Below are 20,226 nucleotides of genomic sequence, written 5' to 3'. Positions count from 1 at the left end.
GACGGCAGTGCCGGCCCCGGTCAGGAGTAGTGGCCGGGGATCCACTGGGTGTGCATCGGGTTCCAGTGGCCGGGGATGTAGACGCCCGGGGTGTCGGTGGCGTGGCAGGCCGGGAGCCAGACCGGGCCGGGCACGCAGACCTGGCCGTAGCGGCCGATCCAGGCGGCCGCGACCGTCTGCGGGGCGTCCCGGCCCGGATCGTAGACGCCGTCGTCGAGGCGCAGCCCGGCGGCCGAGGCGGAGCCGGCGAGACCGAGGGTGAGCAGGCCGGCGATCATCACGGACTTCATCATGGTGTCCTCCAACGCGGGTGAAGAGGCGGTGACGCAGCGTCCTTGCTGCGTTGAGAAGAAGATGACGCGGATCCGTCCGGCCGTCAAAACGGCATTCTGCCTACACCTGCCGGCATAAACCGTAAAATCGCACTATCGTTTCGTCGAAGAAACATGGCTCGTCATGAACCGGACACCACCGAGACTGTGCGGACCGGTGACGATCCGGGATCGCCGCGCATTCGAGCGATCCCGTTGACCCTGCCGCGGCGGCGCCCTCGCCGCCCGCCGGCCCGGCCTGCCGCGGCCGCGCGGCGGCCCGGCGCCGGTTCCGGGTTGCGGATCAGGGCCTTGGCCCGGAACCCGGCCGCCGCCGGGCCGGCATCCGGCACCCGGCCGGGGCCGGAATCGGCGGTTGAAAACCGCCGCGACAGTGAGACGTCGTTAACGGCCTCGGGGCAGGGTGGCGCCATGACGGACCGCGATCCCCCGAGCCGAGCCGCCCCGGACCCGACCGGCGCCTCCGAGTCCCCCCGGCACCGGGCGCCGGCCTGGGGTGCCCCGCGGCTGTCGTGGTCGCCCTCGCCGCTGTGGCGGATCGCCGGGGCCGCCGGCCTCGCGCTGGCGGTGGCGAACTGCGCCGGCACGCCCCCGAGCGTCGGCAGCGGCGGCACGCGCAGCGCCACCCGCGAGGTCGACCCGAAATACGGCGTCGCCCCGAGCCCGCGGCTCTACGGCGAGAACGACCCGATTCCGAAGGGCGGCGGCCGGCCGATGACCGGCAAGCCCTACGTCGTCGCCGGCAAGACCTACGTGCCGCGCCAGGACGCCCGCGGCTACGTGCGCGAGGGGCTGGCCTCGTGGTACGGCACCGCCTTCCACGGCCGCATGACCGCCAACGGCGAGGTGTTCGACCGTTTCGCGGTGGCGGCCGCCCACCCGACCCTGCCGCTGCCGAGCTACGCCCGGGTCACGAACGTGAGCAACGGCCGCTCGATGGTGGTGCGGGTCAACGACCGCGGCCCCTACCACGCCGACCGGCTGATGGACGTGTCGCAGGCCGTGTCCGAGGCCCTCGGCTTCCACCGCCGCGGCACCACCAGGGTGCGGGTCGAGTATGTCGGCAAGGCGCCGGTGGCCGGCAGCGACGACCGGGTGCTGATGGCGACCCTGCGCGACGGCGGCCAGCGGGCGCCGACGAGCATCCTGGTCGCCGAGGCCGAGACCGAGACCCGGCCGCTCGCCTACCGCCCGGCCTCGGAGGAGGGCGACGCCCCCCGCCGCGCCCCGGCGCCGGTGCGGCTGGCCCAGGCCGAGCCGATTCCCGCGAAACCAGTCTCGCATGCTGCGGTCCGGGTCGCGGCGGCCAAGTACGCCGCACCGTCCGCTGCGCCGTCCGCCGACAGGGCCCTGGCCTTCGCCTCGCATCCCGGCGGGAAGCCCGGCGCCGCGCCGGCCGGCGTCCCGGTCAAGGTCGCGGGCCTCGCGGCCAAGCCCGGCGCGCCCGCCAAGGGCGCGGCGGCCGGCACGGCTCCCGCCGCCGCTGCGGCCAAGTCCGGCCGCCTCGTGGTGGCGCAGGCCCCGGCGCCGGCGGCCAAGGCCGGCGCCCGCGGCCCGGGTCCGCTGCCCCTGGCACCGCCCTTGCGCCTCGGCGGCGCCCCGCCGGAGCGCGGCGCCGGGCCGGCGATCAGGACCGTCCAGGGGGCCAAGCCGGCCGCCGGCGGCACGCTCGCGAAGGCGGAGACCGGCAAGGATGCCGGCAAGTCCGAGTCGGCCAAGTCCGAGTCGGGCAAGCCCGACGCCGGCAAGGGCGCGGCGAGCAAGCGCGCCAAGGTCGCGGGCATGCTCTGACGCGGGTGCGCGGCCCCGTGCCGCGATGCAGCGAGCGCGGTTGCGCCGGCCCGTCCGGGGCGGCACAGTGACGGTGGGTCGGCAGCAGGAGACGGTGGCGGCATGGCGAGGGCAGGGACGACGCGCCGGGGGATCGCGGGCCTCGCCGCGGGGGTGGCCCTGGCGCTGGCCTGCCTCGGGCCGGCCCGGGCGCAGGGCTTCCAGACGATCGCCCCGCACGCGATCCTGATCGACGCCGATACCGGCTCGGTGCTGTTCGAGAAGGCGGCGGACGAGCTGTTCTCCCCGGCCAGCATGGCCAAGCTGATGACCGTCGAGGTGCTGTTCGACGAGATCCGCCAGGGCCGCCTCAGCCCGGACACCGAGTTCACGATCAGCGAGAACGCCTGGCGGCGCGGCGGGGCCGGCGGCGGCGGCTCGTCGATGTTCGCCCAGCTCAACAGCAAGGTGAAGCTGTCCGACCTCCTGCGCGGCATCATCGTGCAGTCCGGCAACGACGCCTCGATCGCGGCCGCCGAGGGCGTCGCCGGCACCGAGGAGAACTTTTCCCAGATCATGAACCGTCACGCCCGCGAGATCGGGCTGACCAAGTCGACCTTCCGCAACGCCACCGGCTACTCGGCCCCCGACCAGAAGGTCACCGCCCGCGACCTGTCGAAGCTGGCGATCCACCTGATCGAGACCTATCCGGAGGAGTACAAGCTCTTTGCCGAGCGCGAGTTCACCTGGAACAAGATCCGCCAGCAGAACCGCAACCCGCTGCTCGCCCTCGACATCGGCGCCGACGGGCTGAAGACCGGCTACCTCGAGGAATCCGGCTACGGCCTGACCGGCTCGGCGGTGCAGAACGGCCAGCGCCTCGTGCTGGTGGTGAGCGGCCTCAAGACCGCCCGCGACCGGGCGGCGGAATCGCGCAAGCTGCTCGACTGGGGGTTTCGCGCCTTCGAGGCGCGGCAGGTCTTCGCCCCCGGCGAGACGGTGGCCGAGGCCGAGGTGTTCGGCGGCGGCAAGGGCCGGGTGCCGCTGGTGGCGAAGAAGCCGGTGCGGCTGCTGCTGCCGCGCGGCTCGGGCGACCGCATCAGCGCCCGGGTGGTCTACCAGGGCCCTCTGATCGCCCCGGTGGCGGCGGGCAAGGAGGTCGCGCGCCTGCGGGTGACCCGCAACGACGCGGTCGTGCTCGACATGCCGCTCCAGACCGCCGAGGAGGTGCCCGCCGGCACCATGACCCAGCGGGCGATGGACGCGGCGGTGGAGGTCGGCGGCGGCTGGGTCCGCGGCGCCTTCGCCAAGCTCACCGGCAAGTCGTGACCTCACAAGTCGTGACCTCACAAGTCGTGACCTCAACCGGAAGTCGTGACGGACCGGCCGTGACCGACGCGGGGACGGGGCCGGGCGCCTTCATCACCTTCGAGGGCGGGGAGGGGGCCGGCAAGTCGACCCAGATCGCCCGCCTCGCCGCCCTGCTGCGGCCGGGCCCCCGGGAGGTGGTGACGACCCGCGAGCCCGGCGGCACGCCGCGGGCGGAGCGGATCCGCGCCGCCCTGCTCGCCGGCGCCGCCAAGCCCTACGGGCCGTTCGCCGAGGCGCTGCTGTTCTCCGCCGCCCGCCTCGACCATCTCGACGGCGTGATCCGCCCGGCGCTGGCCCGCGGCGCGGTGGTGCTGTGCGACCGCTTCTGCGACTCGACCCGGGCCTACCAGGGGGCAGCGGGCGGCGGTGCCGCCGGAGGCGTCGACGAGGCCGGGCTCGACGCCCTGGAGCGGGTGGTGGTCGGGCCGACCCGGCCGGACCTGACCCTGATCCTCGACCTGCCGCCGGAGACCGGGCTCGCCCGGGCCGGACGGCGCGGGCGCGCCGCCGGCGAGGCCCCGGACCGCTTCGAGGCCGAGGCGCTCGGCTTCCACCAGCGCCTGCGCGCGGCGTTCCGCGCCATCGCGGCGGCGGAGCCGGGGCGCTGCGTGCTCGTCGACGCCGCCGCCGAGCCCGACGCGGTCGCCGAGGCGGTGCGCGCCGCCGTCGTCGACCGCCTGCCCCACCTCGCCGCCGGGATCCGCCGCGATGCCGCCTGAGAGAAGCGACGCCGACGAACTGGAGCCGGGCGAGGTCGCGGGCCTGCCGCGGCCGCGCGAGCAGGGCGCCCTGGTCGGCCAGGAGTCGGCCGAGCGCGCCTTCCGCGAGGCGATCGGCTCGGGCCGGCTGCACCACGCCTGGCTGCTCGGGGGGCCGCGGGGCATCGGCAAGGCGACGCTGGCCTTCCGGGTCGCCCGCCACCTGCTCGCCCACGGCGCCGGCCGCGGCACGCCGGACAGCCTCGACGTGCCGGCCGGGCACCCGGTGGCGCGGCAGGTCGCCGGGCTGTCGCATCCCAACCTCGTGCTGCTGCGCCGCCAGCGGGCGCCCGGCGCCAAGACCGTCGGCACCCAGATCACCGTCGACGCGGCGCGCCGGGCGCTGCACCTGTTCGCCGAGACCTCGGCCGATGCCGGCTACCGGATCTGCGTCGTCGACTGCGCCGAGGAGCTGAACCTCGCCAGCGCCAACGCGCTGCTCAAGCTCATCGAGGAGCCGCCGCCGCGCGCCCTGTTCCTCATCGTCAGCCACGCCCCCGGCCGGCTGCTGCCGACGATCCGCTCGCGCTGCCGGCGGCTGGCGCTGCGCCCGCTCGCGGAGGCCGAGGTGCTGCGGGTCCTCGCCGGGTTCCACCCGCCCGGCGGCGCCCAGGCGCCCGAGGCGCTCGCCCGCGCCGCCGCCCTCAGCGAGGGCTCGGTCGCCCGCGCGGTCGACCTGCTCGATCCCGGCACGCTGGCGGTGGTGGACGAGGTCGAGGCGCTGATCGCCGGCGGCGGCCGGACCGACTGGCGCCGGGTGCTGTCGCTCGCCGAGCGCCTGTCGGCCCGCGAGGCCGAGGCGCATTACGCCGTCGCCCTCGACACGCTGCAGCGCCACCTCTCCGCCGAGATCGGCCGCCGCCTCGCCGCCCCGCCGGGGGAGCTGGCGGCGCTCGCCGAGGCGAGCGAGCGCATCGCCCGGGCCGCCCGCGAGGCGCAGACCTACAACCTCGACAAGCGCCCGGTGCTGCTCGGCGCGTTCGGCGAGATGGCGGCGTTGGGGTAGGGGGCCGCGGACGGCACGGCCCTGCCACAGGATCGGGGGTGAGAAGCACCCCTTTTCCCGGACGACTGAAGCGTCAGCGGAAGGAGATCCGGGAACCAGCACAAGAAGTCGCGAAGCGTCCGTGGATGGCGACGTTGCCGGCACACGGAGCCGCTTCGCGGCGCTTCTGGCGTCTGGTTCCCGGATCTCCTTCCACTGCGTTCCAGTCGTCCGGGAAAGGGACGGAGATTTCTTGGCAAGCCGGTCGCTCGAAGTTCGAGCCGGCGCGCCCCGCCTCCTACTGGAAGCCCCCGCCGGGCAGCCGCCCGTGGAAGACGGTGTCCCGGCAATGGCCCCACGGACCGCGCCAGAAGCCGGCCGGGCAGCCGTTGCCCTGCACCGCGAAGCCGCCGCCGGGGAGGGGGCCCGTATAGGGCGTGTCCCGGCAATGGCCCCAGGGGCCGCGCCAGCCGGCCGGGCCGCACCCGTCCGACACCAGGGTGATCGGCGCGGCGACCGTCGCGCCGGTGTTGATCGGCATCGCCTGGGCCGAGGCGAGCGGGAGAACGGCCAGGGCAGCCCCGGCCGCGAGCAGCGACACGAACGTCTTCATGATCCTGTCCTCCGCCGCCGTCCGGAAGATCCCGTTCGGGGATGGTCGATCCGGTGATCGTCTTGTCCGATCGTCTTGGCGGCTGTGCTATCAACACGCCGTTGTCAGCACAGTTGCATGACAATTCGGCAATGTTCCAGTATTCAGCAGGACATCACGCCCGGAAACGTAATCATATCACATCGGCGACGATCGGCAGGGCGGGTCTTCGGCCGGCGGAACCGGCACGCCGGCCCGGCACCCCGGGGGCTGTCCCCCCGCGCCCAAATTTGCTCTAAGGCTGTCTCACACAGGGGCGCCCCGCGCGCCCGGCCTTCGAGTTCCCGGGAAACCAGCAGCGTGGCGGGCCAGCCCTACACCATCACCACCGCGATCTCGTACCCCAACGGGGTGCCGCATATCGGGCACGCCTACGAGGTGATCGCCGCCGACGCGATCGCGCGGTTCAAGCGCATCGACGGTTTCGAGGTGTTCTTCACCACCGGCACCGACGAGCACGGGCTGAAGATCCAGCAGACCGCCGCCAAGGCCGGCATCACCCCGCGGGCCTTCGTCGACGGGATGGCGCCGCGCTTCCGCGCCATGGCCGAGGCGCTGAACTGCTCGTTCGACCGCTTCATCCGCACCACCGACCCCGACCACATCGCGTCGAGCCAGGCGCTGTGGCGGCGGATGGAGGCCAACGGCGACATCTACCTGTCGAAGTATGCCGGCTGGTACTCGGTCCGCGACGAGGCCTATTACGACGAATCCGAGCTCGTCGCCGGCCCGGACGGCGGCAGGATCGCGGAGAAGACCGGCACGCCGGTCGAGTGGGTCGAGGAGGAGAGCTACTTCTTCCGCCTCTCCGCCTATGGCGAGCGGCTGCTGGCGCATTACGCCGAGAATCCCGGCTTCATCGGGCCGGACACCCGCCGCAACGAGGTGACGAGCTTCGTGCGTGCCGGCCTGCAGGACCTCTCGGTCAGCCGCACCACCTTCGACTGGGGCGTGCCGGTGCCGGGGGCGCCGGGCCACGTGATGTATGTCTGGGTCGACGCGCTGACCAACTACATCACGTCCTGCGGCTTTCCCGACGAGGCCGATCCGCGCTGGCGGCACTGGCCGGCCGACCTGCACGTCATCGGCAAGGACATCATCCGCTTCCACGCGGTGTACTGGCCGGCCTTCCTGATGTCGGCCGGGCTGGCGCTGCCGAAGACGGTGTTCGGGCACGGCTTCCTGCTCAACAAGGGCGAGAAGATGTCGAAGTCGGTCGGCAACGTCGTCGACCCGATGAACCTCGTGCAGGTCTACGGCGCCGACCCCTTGCGCTACTTCGTGCTGCGCGAGGTGCCGTTCGGCCAGGACGGCAACTACTCCCACGAGGCGATCGTCAACCGGATCAACGCCGACCTCGCCAACGACCTCGGCAACCTCGCCCAGCGCTCGCTGACGATGATCGCCCGCAACTGCGACGGACGGGTGCCCGAGCCCGGCATTCCCGCCGAGGCCGACCGCGCGCTGCTGGCCCAGGCCGACGCGCTCGCCGGCAAGGCCAGGGCCGCGATGGACGAGCTCGCGATCCATCACGCGCTCGCCGAGATCTGGGCGGTGGTGGCCGAGGCCAACCGCTACTTCGCCGGCCAGGAGCCCTGGACCCTGCGCAAGACCGATCCGGCCCGGATGGCGGCGGTGCTCTACACCACCGCCGAGGTGCTGCGGGCGGTCGGCCTGCTGGTCCAGCCCTTCGTGCCGGCGGCGGCGGAGAAACTCCTCGACCTGCTGGCGGTGCCGGCCGGGGCCCGGACCCTCGACCGGGCCGGGCCGGCCCACCGCCTCGTCCCCGGCACCGCCCTGCCGGCGCCGGCGCCGATCTTCCCGCGCTACGTCGAGCCGGCGGCGGAGGCGTGATGCTGGTCGACAGCCACTGCCACCTCGACTTCCCGGACTTCGCCGAGACCCTGCCGGACATCCTCGCCCGGGCCCGGGAGGCCGGGGTGACCCGGATGCTGACGATCTCGACCCGGGTGCGGGCGTTCGAGACCTACCGGCGCTTGAGCGAGGCGCATCCGGAGGTGCTGTTCACGGTCGGGACCCATCCGCACCAGGCCGCCGAGGAGCCGGACGTTCCGGCCGACGAGATCGTCGCGCTGTCGCGCCACCCGCGCTGCGTCGGCATCGGCGAGGCCGGGCTCGACTACCACTACGACAAGTCCCCGCGCGACGTGCAGGCGCGGGTGTTCCGCACCCACATCGCCGCCGCCCGCGAGAGCGGGCTGCCGCTGGTGATCCACGCCCGCGACGCCGATGCGGACGTGGAAAGGATCCTCACCGAGGAGATGGCGCGGGGGCGTTTTTCCGCGGTGCTGCACTGCTTCACCGCCGGGCGGCGCCTCGCCGAGGCCGGGATCGAGCTCGGGCTCTCCGTCTCGTTCTCCGGCGTGCTGACCTTCCGGCGCTCGCAGGAGCTGCGCGACATCGCCGCCGCCCTGCCGCGGGACCGGCTGCTGGTCGAGACCGACGCGCCGTTCCTCGCCCCCGAGCCCCATCGCGGCAAGCGCAACGAGCCGGCCTACGTCGCCCACACCGCCCGGGTGCTGGCCGAGGCGATCGGGGTCGGGGCGGACGAGATCGGCCCGCTCACCACCGCCAACTTCCATCGCCTGTTCGCCAAGGCCGCCCCCTTCGCTTCCTGAGGCTCCCCGCGATGCCCGCCCTGACCCTGCGCATCCTCGGCTGCGGCTCCTCGGGCGGCGTGCCCCGGGTCGCCTATGGCTGGGGCGCCTGCGACCCGGCCGAGCCGCGCAACCGCCGCCGGCGCTGCTCGATCCTGGTCGAGGGCCGGACCGCGCCCGACGCCGAACCCACCGTCGTGCTGGTCGACACCTCGCCCGACCTGCGCGAGCAGCTCATCGATGCCGGCGTGACCCGGCTCGACGCGGTCCTGTTCACCCACGCGCATGCCGACCACACCCACGGCATCGACGACGTGCGGCCGCTGGTGATCCACATGCGCCGGCGCATCCCGGTCCATGCCGACGCCATCACCCGGGCACTGCTGACCGCCCGGTTCGGCTACTGCTTCGAGACCCCGCCGGGCAGCGCCTATCCGCCAATCCTCGACCTGCACGACCTCGCCGAGGGGGTGGCGACCACGATCGAGGGCCCCGGCGGCGCGGTGACGGCTCTGCCGTTCGCGATGGAGCACGGCAACGAGGCGGCGCTCGGCTTCCGCTTCGGCGACGCCGCCTACGCGCCCGACGTCAGCATCATGCCGGACGCCGCGAAGGCGAGCCTGCGCAACCTCGACCTGCTGGTCATCGACGCCCTGCGCGACACGCCGCACCCGACGCATTACTCGGTGTCCGACGCGCTGGCGCTGATCGAGGAGGTGCGCCCGCGCCGGGCGATCCTCACCAACCTGCACACCGACCTCGACTACGACACCCTCCGCCGCCGCCTGCCGGAGGGGGTGGTGCCGGCCCATGACGGATTGAGCGTGACGGTGGAGGGGTGAGGGCCGGGGTTTGCCCCGGGACGCGGGAGACGGCAGATTCGAGACCGCGATAGCCTGATCTGCGACATCGCCGGCCCGCGCGGCGCTTGAGCGAAGCCGAAATCCGCGTCGCGAAGCGATCCCTGCGGGGTCGGGCCGAGAGACGAGTGCGGTGCCATCGCCGAGGAGCGACGATGGTGCGGGAGCGGGACTTCGTCAGATCGCCGGATGGGCTTGCCGTGGCAGCCTGCGGCGCGCTCCGGCGAGCGGACGTCGCATCACCGGGGTTGCCGCTCCAGATATTCGTAATAACTGATGATGCGATCGACTTTGTGACCGGCTCCGACGCCGCCGCAAAAATGGATCAGCCCGCGGCCGGAAATATGTTCATTCTCAGCCGGCGGCCAAGGAAAAACGTAATTGTCCATCTCGTGAATATCGAAGTCGATCATCTTGTTGAACACGTAATTGGCTGCCGACTGATCGTAGGCAGTGGTATCGTAGCGCGGCAACCCGCTCCTGATGTGAGAATACATGCAAGCGACGATCATCCGGAACGACGCCCTGACGGCATCGATGTTCTTGAACGCGATGACGCCGGAGTTGAAGCCGAGGTCCTTGGTGCGCCGGAGATGCTCGTCGCCTTGGATCAGGACGGACCCGTAATGAACCAAGTCGATGGTTCCCTCGGATCGCAGCAGAGGCTTGCCGCTCGTCAATGCCCGCTCGCAGAGATTCGCGATCGGCGCATTGCAGACGATATCGAAATCGGAATAGATGATTGGCTGATAATGCTGGAAGACAGCGCAATCGGTGATTTTGTAGCGAGCGCTCACCATGTCGATGACATCGACAACGGGAAGCATGATGACGGTGATCCTTTCCCTGTCGATGAAACTCAGGGTTTTCTCGATGTAATCGCTACTCTTATCGGTCACGATCGCGTAATCACCATCGAACCGACCATATTTCTCGAAACTCCGCAACGAACAGGCCAGCAAATCGAAGGACCGCTGATCACCATAAGCACAGAAATAAATCAAAGGCTTGAATAAGATAAGTCTTTCGACTTTGTATTTCTGATATATAAGATATATTTCTCGATCGCTCTCCGAATAGGCATAGAAGACCAAATCGTCGATCGTGACGATCAGGTCCGACAGGCCGATCTCGAAGTTGGGTCGCAGTGCGATGTCCCGCCTGTGCACGAATCGATCGAGCGACTCGGAGTGCCAGTGATTGGACAGGATGCGCGTCACGACCGAGTCGTCGTGCAGCAGCCAGAACTTCTCGTGAATCTGCATCCAGGGCTGGAAATCGAGGCTGCCATCGGGATGCGCGGCGAAGAAAAATCCGTTCAGACCGAGAGAGACGTATCCACCTTCCTGACCGATGACATCGAGCCGCTGAACAACCGTAGACAGGTCATCAACAAGCAAAAATCCGTCGATGCTCGGCACGACGTAGCGCATCTTGCCATCCACTTCGACAGAGAAGGCAGCCTTTCCTTTTTCCACGTGCAACCGGACGCAACGGGCGTCACGGTGATCGGTACAAACCACCAGGCAATTGCCGTTAGAGTCGAAACCGACGAATGTTCCGTGAGCTGATAGCAGCTTCGGACGATGTTCCTCGGACATTGGCCCCGACCTCCTTTTCGATTCCCTAGCGTCAGAAAAGGGAGATTGCAACCGGTAATTTTACGACCAGCGCCATGATGAGAGGAGTTGCTTATACGGTTCGGATACTTGTTTTGATTCGAAGACGATCATCGAGAAAAGATTTCGATCGACCATTCGGGCTGCTCGTCGTCCTCACTGACGGCATCTCGACTGTCGATCATAGCTTGCATCGTTCGCATCCGGAGGTTGCCGCCGCCCCCGCAGCGCGGATGCAGCCCATGACCCGCCGGCCGCCGTGTCTGCGCGCGAGCTCGAGGGCCCATGTCCTGCCTGCGCGAACGGGCTCCCCCGGAACCGTATCCTCGCCGGGGGATCGGCCCGCACGCATCCGCGGCGAAGGCGGGCGATCCCCGGTCGAACCGGCTCGTCACCCTGCTCGGGTCGGCGGGCAATGCACCGCGAGCCACACCGTCGGGGCATCGGGCGCCGTCCACTCGACCCGGTGGCGGGTGCGTGCCGGCAGCAGCAGGTGGTCGCCCGGCGCGAGGTCGCGGTCGGCCGCCTCGCCCTCGATCCGCAGCCGGGCGGCGCCGGCGAGAACCAGCACCCACTCGTCCCAGGGCTGGTCGTACCAGTAGCCCGGCGGGCTCGCCTGCCCGGTCGAGACGATGCGCTCGATCCGCAGGTCGGGGCGGGACAGGATCTCGGAGAACTCCTCCTCGGGCAGGAGCCGGGGGAGGGGGGAGAGCAGGTTGGCGGGGGCAGGGGGCATCGATGGACCCATCGTGGTGCAGGCGGAGCTGCCAGGATGCCTCGCCGGCGCCGTGACCGCACGTTCGGACCTGGGCGTGGACTTTTGATCGGGTTTTGACCGGATCCGCCTGCACGGGCCTCCGGCCCTCGATCCCTCAAGGGGTTGGCGGGACACGACACGGCCCGATCTTTTGATCGGGTTTTGATCGCCGCCGGGCCAACCCCGTCAGGTCGGCCCGCAGGAGCGCAGACCGCGCCGGGCGATCCGCTCGGTCGCCGGGCAGGATCCGGCGGCGCGCCACGCGGCGACGACGGCCCGGACCCGGTCGGGCCGGAGGCGGGCGGCATCGTCGAGCCGGTTGCCGACCGAGTCCTGGACGCTGCGGGCCGGGTCCGCCCGCGGCGCGCGAGGCCCGGCGCCGGGTCGGCCTTCAGGCCGGCGAGGTGGCGGCACCATACCCCGCACGGCCGCGTCGCCTCGCCGACGAAGCGGCGGACGCGCTCGGAGGGATCGGCGGCCGCACCGCGAGCCACTCCCATTCCCGGACGCCGAACTGACGCTCGTCGGCGAGGGGCCGGAGGGGGGTGGCGCAGGGACTCGGTGGCGCAAGAACTTCGATGGCGCAACAATCCGGCGGCCCCGGGACCGAGCCGCGCGCGCAGCCGCTCGCCGGTCGCGGTCATCCGCGCGAGGATGCCGGCCCCGGCGGGGAAGCCGGGACCGACCGGCTCCGCGGCGAGGTCCGGGAACACCGGTCCGACCGGGGTCGCGAGATCGACGGCCGGGGTCGCGCCCGGCCCTGCGCCACGGCGGCGCGCCGCTGTGCCGTCACCCCGGCCGCCCCCGCCCGGCCGCGGTGCCGGCGAAGACCCGGCCGAGCAGGCGGCTCAGGGTCTGGCGCTCGTCGTCGGACAGGCCGTCGACCAGGGTCGCGAGCCAGCGGCCGTGCTCGGCGCGCAGCCGCCGGGCCCGGGCGGCCCCGTCCGGGGTGAGCCGGACGGTGAGCCGGCGGCGGTCGTCGGCATGGGCGTCGCGGCGGATCCAGCCGCCGCCCTCCAGGCCGTCGAGCAGCCCCGTCACCGTGGCGCGGGTCACCCCCGCCGCCTCCGCAAGCGCGTGCGGCGACAGCCCGTCCGGCGCGTCGAGCAGCACGACCAGCAGGACGAACCGGCCCTCCGACAGCCCGTGCCGGCCGAGCCGCGCGGCGCCGTCGCGGTCGATCGCGGCGGCGAGCGCCAGCGCCTCGAAGCACAGCCGCATCCGCTGCCGCCCGGCCGGTCCGGTCTCGGTCAAGTGCTCCAGCAGCAGGCGATATTTCTGATCGAGGCTTATCATCAGGCGCCATATCATATGGCGCCATACGGATCGTCAAGCCGGGACGGCGCTCGCCCCGGCCGCGGCCTCAGCCCTTGTCGCGACGCTTCACCGTCCCCCACGCCGCCTCCATCGCGGGAAGCCCCGCCCCGGCGAGGCCGAGGCCGCGCGCCGCCAGCTCGGCCTCCATCGCGCAGAAGCGGCGCTGGAACTTGCGGTTGGCCTGCCGCAGGGCCTCCTCCGGGTCGATCCCGGCATGGCGGGCGAGGTTGGCGACCGAGAACAGCAGGTCGCCGATCTCCTCCGCCACCGCGGCGCGGTCGCCGGCGGCCAGCGCCTCCTCGACCTCGGCGGTCTCCTCGCGCACCTTCGCCACCACCTCGGCGGTCTCGGGCCAGTCGAACCCGACCGAGGCCGCCTTGCGCGAGATTTTCTCGGCCCGGGCCAGAGCCGGCAGGGCGAGGGGCACCCCGTCGAGGATCCCGGCCGGCGGGCGCGGGCGGGCGGCGCGCTCCCGCGCCTTGATCTCGGCCCACTGCGCCTTGACGGCATCCGGGTCGGTGAGCGCCTCGGCCCCGCCGAAGATGTGCGGGTGGCGCCGCTCCATCTTGTCGGCGATGGCGTGGGCGACGTCGTCGAACCGGAACCGCGCCGCCTCCTCGGCGAGGCGGGCCTGGAAGACGACCTGGAACAGCAGGTCGCCGAGCTCGTCCTTCAGCTCCAGCGGATCCCCGCTCTCCACCGCCTCCGCGACCTCGTAGGCCTCCTCGATCGTGAACGGGACGATGCTCGCCGGGCTCTGCCCCAGGTCCCACGGGCAGCCGTGCTCCGGGTCGCGCAGCCGCGCCATGATCGCGAGGATCCGGTCGATTCCGCGCTCGGAGCCGGCGGGAGAACCGGGGATCGGGGCGCTGGCAGCGTCGCTCATGCGGGCCTCGTTGGGTCCCGACGCCGCCGATCGGCGCGGTTGTCCCCGCTCTTACGCATCCGGGAGCCCGCGCGGAAGCGGCCGCAGGCCGGTCCGGAGCGGCTCGGCCATGCGATTGATGAAATTGCCGTATTCCATCTTATTCCAGGGGATCGCGAGGGTTGTCCCAGGATCATGCAGATGTTCTTCAAACCGAACGGAATCGGATCCCTATAGGCTTCCTATCGGAAGAGGAGTCTCAGAGAGTCCGTTATGAAGGTTATATGGAGGGGCGATTTCTGCCGTTATGACAATGACTTGATGGCTGTTCACGCATCCGACTCTGCGCGGGTCCGCATCCGACTCTGCGCAGGTGCGCATCGAAGTCTGCGTGGATTCCGGGCGCTCGCGCATCGGATTCGGCGTGGTCGCGCATCGGATTCGGCGCCGGGGTCGTCCCAAGCCGTTGGAATCCCGGCACCGAGGCGGATCGCTCGCGTATCGGACTCTGCGCGACGTTTCCCTGGTCGGCCGGACCCCGTATCGATCTCTGCGCCGCCCGCCCACAGGCGCCGCACCGCCGGCCCACCGGCCGGTGCCCGCCCGGCCCACAGGCCGCCCACAGCCCCGCCCACAGGCGGCGGCGATCCGCGGCGGGGTAAGGTCCGCGGGCCCCCGAACCGGGCCGGAGCGAGGATTGTGGGGACGACTCGCGGGAATCCCGGGAAAACCCGCCGGGGGCACCGGAATCCCGGGAGCCGAATCGGGCAGGCTGCATTTCGCGAATCGGCGGCGGGCTCTCGGACCCGGCGCCGGGGATCCGGGCCGGGCGTCGGCCGGGGCGGCGAACCACGACGGACGGGATGGGCATCGAGGCCAAGATCGCGGCGATCCACGACGAGGACCTGCGCGCCGAGCTGGAGGCGGCCCGCGGAGGCTTCCTGTTCGCCGTCATCGTCGAGCACATCGCCCACCGGCAGGCCCTGCGCGACGCCGAGCGCGCGCAGGCGCGGCAGTCGGAGGCCGCCCGCGCCGCCATGGGCCGCGACCAGCGCCGGCGCGACGCCGTGCGGCTGGTGATCGAATCCGAGCCGACCGGGCCGGACACGATCCAGCACATCCATTCGGTGCTCGCCCTGTGCGGCCTGCCCTACCGCGACCCCGGCGACCAGCACGAGTTCTTCCGCGAGTACGGCCGCAACACGCTGAGCCTGCTCGCCGGGCGGATCAAGAACCCGGCCACCGGCGCGATGGAGTTCCAGGGCCTGCCCTACGGCCCCAAGGCCCGGCTGGTGCTGCTGCACCTGTGCACCGAGGCGGTGCGCCAGCGCAGTCCGACGATCGCGGTCGCCGACAGCCTGTCGGGCTTCATGCGCGAGATGGGCTTCGCGGTCACCGGCGGCGAGCGCGGGACGATCCGGCAGTTCAAGGAGCAGCTCAACCGGCTCGCCGCCTGCACGATGCAGATCGGCCTGTGGGACGGGCAGGCGCGCTCCTCGACCCTGACCATGCCGCCGTTCCGCCGGCTCGACCTGTGGCGCACCGGCGACGACGCCCTGTCGTGGTCGAAGACCGTGCAGTTCCACCAGGATTTCTACGACAACCTCATCAGGCACGCCCTGCCGGTCGACATCCGGGCCGCCCGCGCCTTCTCGGGCTCGGCGCGCAAGCTCGACCTGCTGTTCTGGGTCGGCTACCGCCTGCGCGCCCTCCAGCGCCCTCTGCGCCTGACCTGGGACAACCTCCACAAGCAGTTCGGCGCCGACAACGCCTCCCTGCGCAGCTTCCGGCAGGCGTTCAAGGCCGACGTCGCCCACCTCAAGGAGGTGTTTCCGAAGCTGCCGCTCACCCTCGACGACACCGGGATGCAGCTCCAGCCCGCCGATCCCGGCGCCCTGCTGGTGCCGCCCAGGCCCGCGGGGCGAGGACCCGCCGCGAAGGGGGCGGGCAGGGGAGCGGGCCGGCCGGCCTCCCGGAAGCCGGCGGCGGCCGGCGCCTGACCGGCGCGGCGGAGGGGGAATACCCGGATGGGAATAGTCCTTCGGAAGACCGGGAACGGGCGCACAACCTGCACGGGAGCGGGCGGAGCGGGGACGGTGCCTTGACCAGAACGGAAACCGGACCGGGGGCGGCCGACGGCCTCGCCCGCCTCGCGCGGGAGGTCCGGCGCGACCTCGCGCGCCTCAACCACCCGCCGGCCGCCTGGACGCTGCCGGCGACCGGGCCGGACGGGCGCCCGGCCCTCGACGTGCTGGTGGTCGGCGCCGGAATGTGCGGCCAGACCGCCGCCTTCGCGCTCCTGCGCGAGGGCGTGTCGAACCTGCGGGTGGTCGACCGCGCCGCCCGCGGCGCCGAGGGGCCGTGGGGCACCTTCGCCCGCATGGAGACCCTGCGCTCGCCCAAGCACCTCACCGGGCCGGATCTCGGGGTTCCCTCCCTGACCTTCCGGGCCTGGTTCGAGGCGCAAGCGGGCGAGGCGGGCTGGCGCGACCTCGGCAAGATCCCGCGCCTCGACTGGCTGCGCTACCTGCTGTTCGTGCGCGACGCCGCCGGCATCCCGGTCGAGAACGGGGTCGCGGTCACGGCGCTGGCGCCGGCCGCGGGCGACGGCCTGGTCGCCGCCGCCCTCGACGGGCCGTCCGGGCCCGAGACGGTCTTCGCCCGCAAGGTCGTCCTCGCCTGCGGCCGCGAGGGCTCCGGCGGCCGGCGCCGCCCTGAGCTCGGCGGGGGCGGGCGGGTGCTGCACGCCGCCGACCCGATCGATTTCGCCGCCTTGCGCGGCGGCCGGGTCGCGGTGCTCGGCGCCTCCGCCTCGGCGGTCGACAACGCCGCCACCGCCCTCGAGGCCGGGGCCGCGGAGGTGACGCTGTTCGTGCGCCGCCGGCACTTTCCCCAGGTCAACACCTCGAAATGGGCCTCCTTCCCGGGCTTCCTGCGCGGCTATGCCGGCCTCGACGACGACGCGCGCTGGCGGTTCGCCACCCACATCCTGGCGGCCGGCACGCCGCCGCCGCACGAATCGGTCCTGCGCTGCACCCGCCATCCGGGCTTCCGGATCCGCTTCGGCGAGGGCTGGACCGGGGTGAGCGAGGGACCGGACGGGCTCGTGGTCGAGACCGCCCGCGGCCGCTACCCGGTCGAGGCGGCGATCGTCGCGACGGGCTTCGACGTCGACCTCGTGCAGCGGCCCGAACTCGCCGCCTTCCGCGACGCGATCCTGACCTGGGGCGACCGCGTCGCCCCGCACGAGGCCGCCGCCCACCCGGAGGCCGCCCGCTTCCCGTATCTCGGCGACGGCCTGGAGCTGCGCGAGCGCGTCCCCGGGGCGATGCCGGCCTTGAGCCGGATCCACGTCTTCAACTGGGGCGTCACGCTCAGCCACGGCGCGCTCGCCGGCGACATTCCCGGCCTCGGCATCGGTGCGACCCGGCTCGCGCAGGCGCTGGTGCGCGACCTCTTTCTCGCCGACGCCGACCGCTACGCCGAGCGGATGCGCGCCCACGAGGACGACGAGCTGGCGCCGACGCCGTACTTCGTGCCGCGCGCGGAGCGGTAGCCGGCTGCGAGAGAACGGGAATTCCCCGCGCCAGTCTTGCCCCCGAACGGAATATTCCTATTCTGCGCAGGGCGGGACTCGGTCCCGCTGGCAGGAGCGGACACGGGCCATGACGTCATTCCCGTCCGAGACGCAGGCCGAGGCGCGGCTGGAGGAGCTGCGGCGCCAGCGGGCCGCCCTCGACCGGCTGATCGGCGAGCACGAGCTCTACCTCGAGCTCGGCCGCCGCCTCGGGGGCGTCGCGGCCCCGGCCACTGCGCCCGAGGCGGTCCCGGCGGCGCCACCCGCCCCGCCGCAGGCCGGCGGCCCGCGCCAAAGCGACCCGCGCCAAAACAACCTGCGCCAGGACGGCCCACGGCAGGAGGGGCGGCGCCTGATCGAGGCCGCCCTCGCGGTCCTGTCCGGCGCCGGCCGGCCGATGCACGCCGCCGAGATCTGGGAAAGGCTCGCCGCGAGCGGGCTCACCCTGCCGGGGCACGACCCGGTCGCGGCGCTCAACACCCGGCTGTGGAAGCGCGCCCAGGGCAACGGCCCGGTCCGCCGCCTCGGCGACGCGGTCTACGCCGCCGCGGAGGCCGGGCGCCCGCCGTCGGAGGCCGGGCGCGGGTGAGGACCGCTCACCCCTCCCACACCTGCCCCTCGTAGGCGAAGCGCGCCGGCTCCCGCGCCAGCGCCGACAGGCCGGCGAAGGCCGGGTCGGCCACCGTGATGACGCAGGTCGGGATCGTCTCCATCATCGCTCCGAACGGCGCCTTGTCCTCGAAGGCGCGCCGGAACCCGCCCGCCTGCAGCACCGGCAGGATCCGGGGCGCGATGCCGCCGCCGATATAGACCCCGCCGGTCGCCAGGAAGGTGAGGGCGAGGTTGCCGCAGACCCGCCCGAGCAGGGTCGCGAATCGCTCCAGGGTCGCGCGCGCCAGCGGCTCGCCGTCGAGCCCGCGGGCGGTGATCGCCGCCGGGTCGGTCTCCTCCGGGCCGCCCCGCGCCCGCCGCAAGGCCGCGTGCAGCCGCACCAGCCCCGGGCCCGACAGCAGCGCCTCGATGGTCACCCGGCCCCCGACCCGGTCGATCCCCGGCCAGAACCCCGCCTCCTCCTCGTCGCACGGCCCGAGATCGGCGTGGCCGGCCTCCGTCGACACGATGGCGAGCTGCCGGCCGTAGGGCACCAGCGCGGCGGCGCCGAACCCGGTCCCGGGCCCGAGCACCAGCCGGGCGCCCCGGCCCGGGGTGCAGGAACCGCCGATCGGCTCCAGCAGCGAGCGGTCGGCCCCGGCGGGATCGAGCCCGGCCGCGCCCGCCGCCACCGGCACGTAGTCGTTGACCACCGTGCAGCGGGACAGCCCGAGGTCGCGGCCGATCCGCTCGCCCGCGACCACCCAATGCGCGTTGGTGAGCTGCACCGCCGGCCCGTCGACCCGGGCCGCCACCGCGAGGATCGCCGAGCGCGGCCGTGTCCCGCCGCCGCCCTTGGCCAGCGCCGCCCGGATCGCCGAGCTCGGATCCGGATGGTCGGCGGTGCGCTCGTGGTCGAGCACCACCGCCTCGCCCTCCGGCCGCTCCAGCACGGCGAAGCGCGCGTTGGTGCCGCCGATGTCACCGAGCAGGACAGGAAACTCGAACATGGAGGCGTCTCTCTCTCGGGGCCGGGGCCGCCACTATAGCGCCGCGGCCGAGGGCGGCTACGCCCCTCCTCCGGCCAAGGGCGGCGACGCCCTCCCTCCACCGGCCCGACTTGCGGCGACGCCTCCTCGCTCGCCCGATCGGAGGCTACGCCCCCTCCATCCGCCCGACCTCGCGCATCGCCCGCTTGAGCGCCAGCAGCCGCCGGTCGCGGTCGGCGAACAGTTCCGCCGGGTCGCGCCCGCCCCAGTCGAAGAAGCCGCGGCCCGCCATCACCCCGGTGCGGCCCTCCGCCGACAGCGCGTCGAGGGACTCCGAGCGGGTGCGCGGCTCCGGCGGGCTGTAGCTCGCATTGGCCAGCGCGTGGCGCAGCAGCTCGATGCCGGTGAAGTCGGCCTTGGCGAGGTGGCCGAGCACCGGGATGCGCAGCGCCAGCCCGTGGATCATCGCGTCGTCGATCTCGCGCGGCGTCGCGATCCCCTCGTCGAGCAGGTGGTAGATCTCGGCCGAGATCGCCGACTGGATCCGGTTGGCGACGTAGCCCGGGATGAACCGCTTGAGCACGATCGGCACCTGGCCGAGGCCGAGGATCAGTTGGCGCGCCTCCTCGATCACCGCCGGATCGGTGGCGGGACCCGGCACCACGTCGACGAGGTCGACGATGTAGGGCGGGGTGTACCAGTGCATCACCAGCGCCCGGCCCTGGCGCGCCTCCGGGATCAGCGGGAACACGTCGAGGTAGCTCGTGTTCGAGGCGATCACCGCGTCCGCCGGCAGCAGCCGGTCGAGCGCGGCGAACAGGGTCCGCTTGGCCTCCGGGTTCTCGGTGATCGCCTCGATCACGAGGTCGGCGCCATCGACCGTCGCGGCGAGGTCGGGCGACACCCGCACCGCGCCGGCGAGGCGCTCGGGCGTCCAGTCGTCGCCGACCGCGCCGGCCTCGCGCAGCGTGCCGAGCGCCGCCGCCATCAGCCCCGGCACCCGCGCCAGCGTCTCGGCGCTGGTGTCGGTGATCCGAACCCCGTGCCCGCCGAGCGCCAGCACCAGCGCGATCCCGTGCCCCATCAGGCCGCCGCCGACGACCGCGATCTCTTTCCTCATCGCCGAATCCTTCCGTGCCCTGTCGGCTGCGCCCAAGTCGGGGCG

18 protein-coding genes are annotated in these 20,226 nt (G+C 72.7%); 10 read left to right on the top strand and 8 right to left on the bottom strand.

Going from position 1 to position 20,226, the window contains the following annotated elements:
* Positions 1 to 20: 20 nt before the first annotated feature.
* Positions 21 to 293, bottom strand: coding sequence for a hypothetical protein (locus EOE48_RS25150; RefSeq protein ID WP_127733631.1), 273 nt, complete (start codon positions 291 to 293; stop codon positions 21 to 23).
* A 450-nt stretch (positions 294 to 743) separates the two neighbouring features.
* On the opposite strand from EOE48_RS25150, the gene EOE48_RS25145 reads away from it, so the two are divergent.
* From EOE48_RS25145 to EOE48_RS25130, 4 genes are all read left to right on the top strand, one after another.
* Positions 744 to 2,123, top strand: coding sequence for a septal ring lytic transglycosylase RlpA family protein (locus EOE48_RS25145; protein WP_127733630.1), 1,380 nt, complete (start codon positions 744 to 746; stop codon positions 2,121 to 2,123).
* A 102-nt stretch (positions 2,124 to 2,225) separates the two neighbouring features.
* Positions 2,226 to 3,431 carry a D-alanyl-D-alanine carboxypeptidase family protein gene (locus tag EOE48_RS25140; protein WP_127733629.1) on the top strand — a complete coding sequence of 402 codons (1,206 nt, stop codon included), beginning with the start codon at positions 2,226 to 2,228 and terminating at the stop codon, positions 3,429 to 3,431.
* Between the two features lie 59 nt (positions 3,432 to 3,490).
* The gene (gene tmk, locus EOE48_RS25135; protein ID WP_127733628.1) at positions 3,491 to 4,192 is read left to right on the top strand and encodes a dTMP kinase; all 702 of its coding nucleotides are present in this window, start codon (positions 3,491 to 3,493) and stop codon (positions 4,190 to 4,192) included.
* Positions 4,182 to 5,237 carry a DNA polymerase III subunit delta' gene (locus EOE48_RS25130; RefSeq protein ID WP_127733627.1) on the top strand — a complete coding sequence of 352 codons (1,056 nt, stop codon included), beginning with the start codon at positions 4,182 to 4,184 and terminating at the stop codon, positions 5,235 to 5,237. The genes tmk and EOE48_RS25130 overlap by 11 nt, the downstream gene beginning before the upstream one ends.
* A gap of 277 nt (positions 5,238 to 5,514) precedes the next feature.
* Here EOE48_RS25130 and EOE48_RS25125 read toward each other — a convergent pair whose 3' ends face one another.
* Complete coding sequence (locus EOE48_RS25125; RefSeq protein WP_246154850.1) at positions 5,515 to 5,829, bottom strand: GCG_CRPN prefix-to-repeats domain-containing protein; 315 nt, start codon at positions 5,827 to 5,829, stop codon at positions 5,515 to 5,517.
* A 339-nt stretch (positions 5,830 to 6,168) separates the two neighbouring features.
* Between EOE48_RS25125 and metG the strand changes: the two genes are divergently transcribed.
* From metG to EOE48_RS25110, 3 genes are read left to right on the top strand one after another with little or no spacing between them, the layout of a single operon-like run.
* Complete coding sequence (metG, locus tag EOE48_RS25120; RefSeq protein WP_127733626.1) at positions 6,169 to 7,722, top strand: methionine--tRNA ligase; 1,554 nt, start codon at positions 6,169 to 6,171, stop codon at positions 7,720 to 7,722.
* Positions 7,722 to 8,507 (top strand): TatD family hydrolase, encoded by a 786-nt coding sequence (locus tag EOE48_RS25115; protein WP_127733625.1) that lies wholly within the window; start codon positions 7,722 to 7,724, stop codon positions 8,505 to 8,507. The genes metG and EOE48_RS25115 overlap by 1 nt, the downstream gene beginning before the upstream one ends.
* Before the next feature lie 11 nt (positions 8,508 to 8,518).
* Positions 8,519 to 9,328, top strand: coding sequence for an MBL fold metallo-hydrolase (locus EOE48_RS25110; RefSeq protein ID WP_127733624.1), 810 nt, complete (start codon positions 8,519 to 8,521; stop codon positions 9,326 to 9,328).
* A gap of 257 nt (positions 9,329 to 9,585) precedes the next feature.
* Here EOE48_RS25110 and EOE48_RS25105 read toward each other — a convergent pair whose 3' ends face one another.
* The 4 genes from EOE48_RS25105 to mazG form a co-directional block, all read right to left on the bottom strand.
* Positions 9,586 to 10,947, bottom strand: coding sequence for a hypothetical protein (locus EOE48_RS25105; RefSeq protein WP_127733623.1), 1,362 nt, complete (start codon positions 10,945 to 10,947; stop codon positions 9,586 to 9,588).
* A 409-nt stretch (positions 10,948 to 11,356) separates the two neighbouring features.
* Positions 11,357 to 11,701, bottom strand: a complete 345-nt coding sequence (locus EOE48_RS25100; RefSeq protein ID WP_127733622.1) for a cupin domain-containing protein — start codon at positions 11,699 to 11,701, stop codon at positions 11,357 to 11,359.
* Positions 11,702 to 12,511: 810 nt separating this feature from the next.
* The gene (locus tag EOE48_RS25095; RefSeq protein ID WP_127733621.1) at positions 12,512 to 13,018 is read right to left on the bottom strand and encodes a MarR family winged helix-turn-helix transcriptional regulator; all 507 of its coding nucleotides are present in this window, start codon (positions 13,016 to 13,018) and stop codon (positions 12,512 to 12,514) included.
* 67 nt (positions 13,019 to 13,085) lie between these two features.
* On the bottom strand, positions 13,086 to 13,925 hold the full coding sequence (gene mazG / locus EOE48_RS25090; RefSeq protein ID WP_127733620.1) for a nucleoside triphosphate pyrophosphohydrolase: 840 nt from the start codon (positions 13,923 to 13,925) through the stop codon (positions 13,086 to 13,088).
* An 842-nt stretch (positions 13,926 to 14,767) separates the two neighbouring features.
* On the opposite strand from mazG, the gene EOE48_RS25085 reads away from it, so the two are divergent.
* From EOE48_RS25085 to EOE48_RS25075, 3 genes are all read left to right on the top strand, one after another.
* Positions 14,768 to 15,904: a replication protein RepA gene (locus EOE48_RS25085; RefSeq protein WP_127733619.1), complete on the top strand. Its 1,137-nt coding sequence runs from the start codon at positions 14,768 to 14,770 to the stop codon at positions 15,902 to 15,904.
* A gap of 101 nt (positions 15,905 to 16,005) precedes the next feature.
* Positions 16,006 to 17,460: an NAD(P)-binding domain-containing protein gene (locus tag EOE48_RS25080; RefSeq protein ID WP_127733618.1), complete on the top strand. Its 1,455-nt coding sequence runs from the start codon at positions 16,006 to 16,008 to the stop codon at positions 17,458 to 17,460.
* 109 nt (positions 17,461 to 17,569) lie between these two features.
* Positions 17,570 to 18,070 (top strand): winged helix-turn-helix domain-containing protein, encoded by a 501-nt coding sequence (locus tag EOE48_RS25075; RefSeq protein ID WP_127733617.1) that lies wholly within the window; start codon positions 17,570 to 17,572, stop codon positions 18,068 to 18,070.
* 7 nt (positions 18,071 to 18,077) lie between these two features.
* Here EOE48_RS25075 and EOE48_RS25070 read toward each other — a convergent pair whose 3' ends face one another.
* Together EOE48_RS25070 and EOE48_RS25065 are read right to left on the bottom strand one after the other, a co-directional pair.
* Complete coding sequence (locus EOE48_RS25070; protein WP_127733616.1) at positions 18,078 to 19,082, bottom strand: glucokinase; 1,005 nt, start codon at positions 19,080 to 19,082, stop codon at positions 18,078 to 18,080.
* Between the two features lie 145 nt (positions 19,083 to 19,227).
* Positions 19,228 to 20,181 carry a 3-hydroxyacyl-CoA dehydrogenase family protein gene (locus tag EOE48_RS25065; RefSeq protein WP_127733615.1) on the bottom strand — a complete coding sequence of 318 codons (954 nt, stop codon included), beginning with the start codon at positions 20,179 to 20,181 and terminating at the stop codon, positions 19,228 to 19,230.
* Positions 20,182 to 20,226: the final 45 nt, after the last annotated feature.

It is taken from the genome of Methylobacterium oryzihabitans, from assembly GCF_004004555.2.
Classification (GTDB): Bacteria; Pseudomonadota; Alphaproteobacteria; order Rhizobiales; family Beijerinckiaceae; genus Methylobacterium; species Methylobacterium oryzihabitans.
The sequence above is the reverse complement of the archived record's forward strand: the minus strand, read 5'-3'. Positions and strand labels throughout refer to the sequence as shown.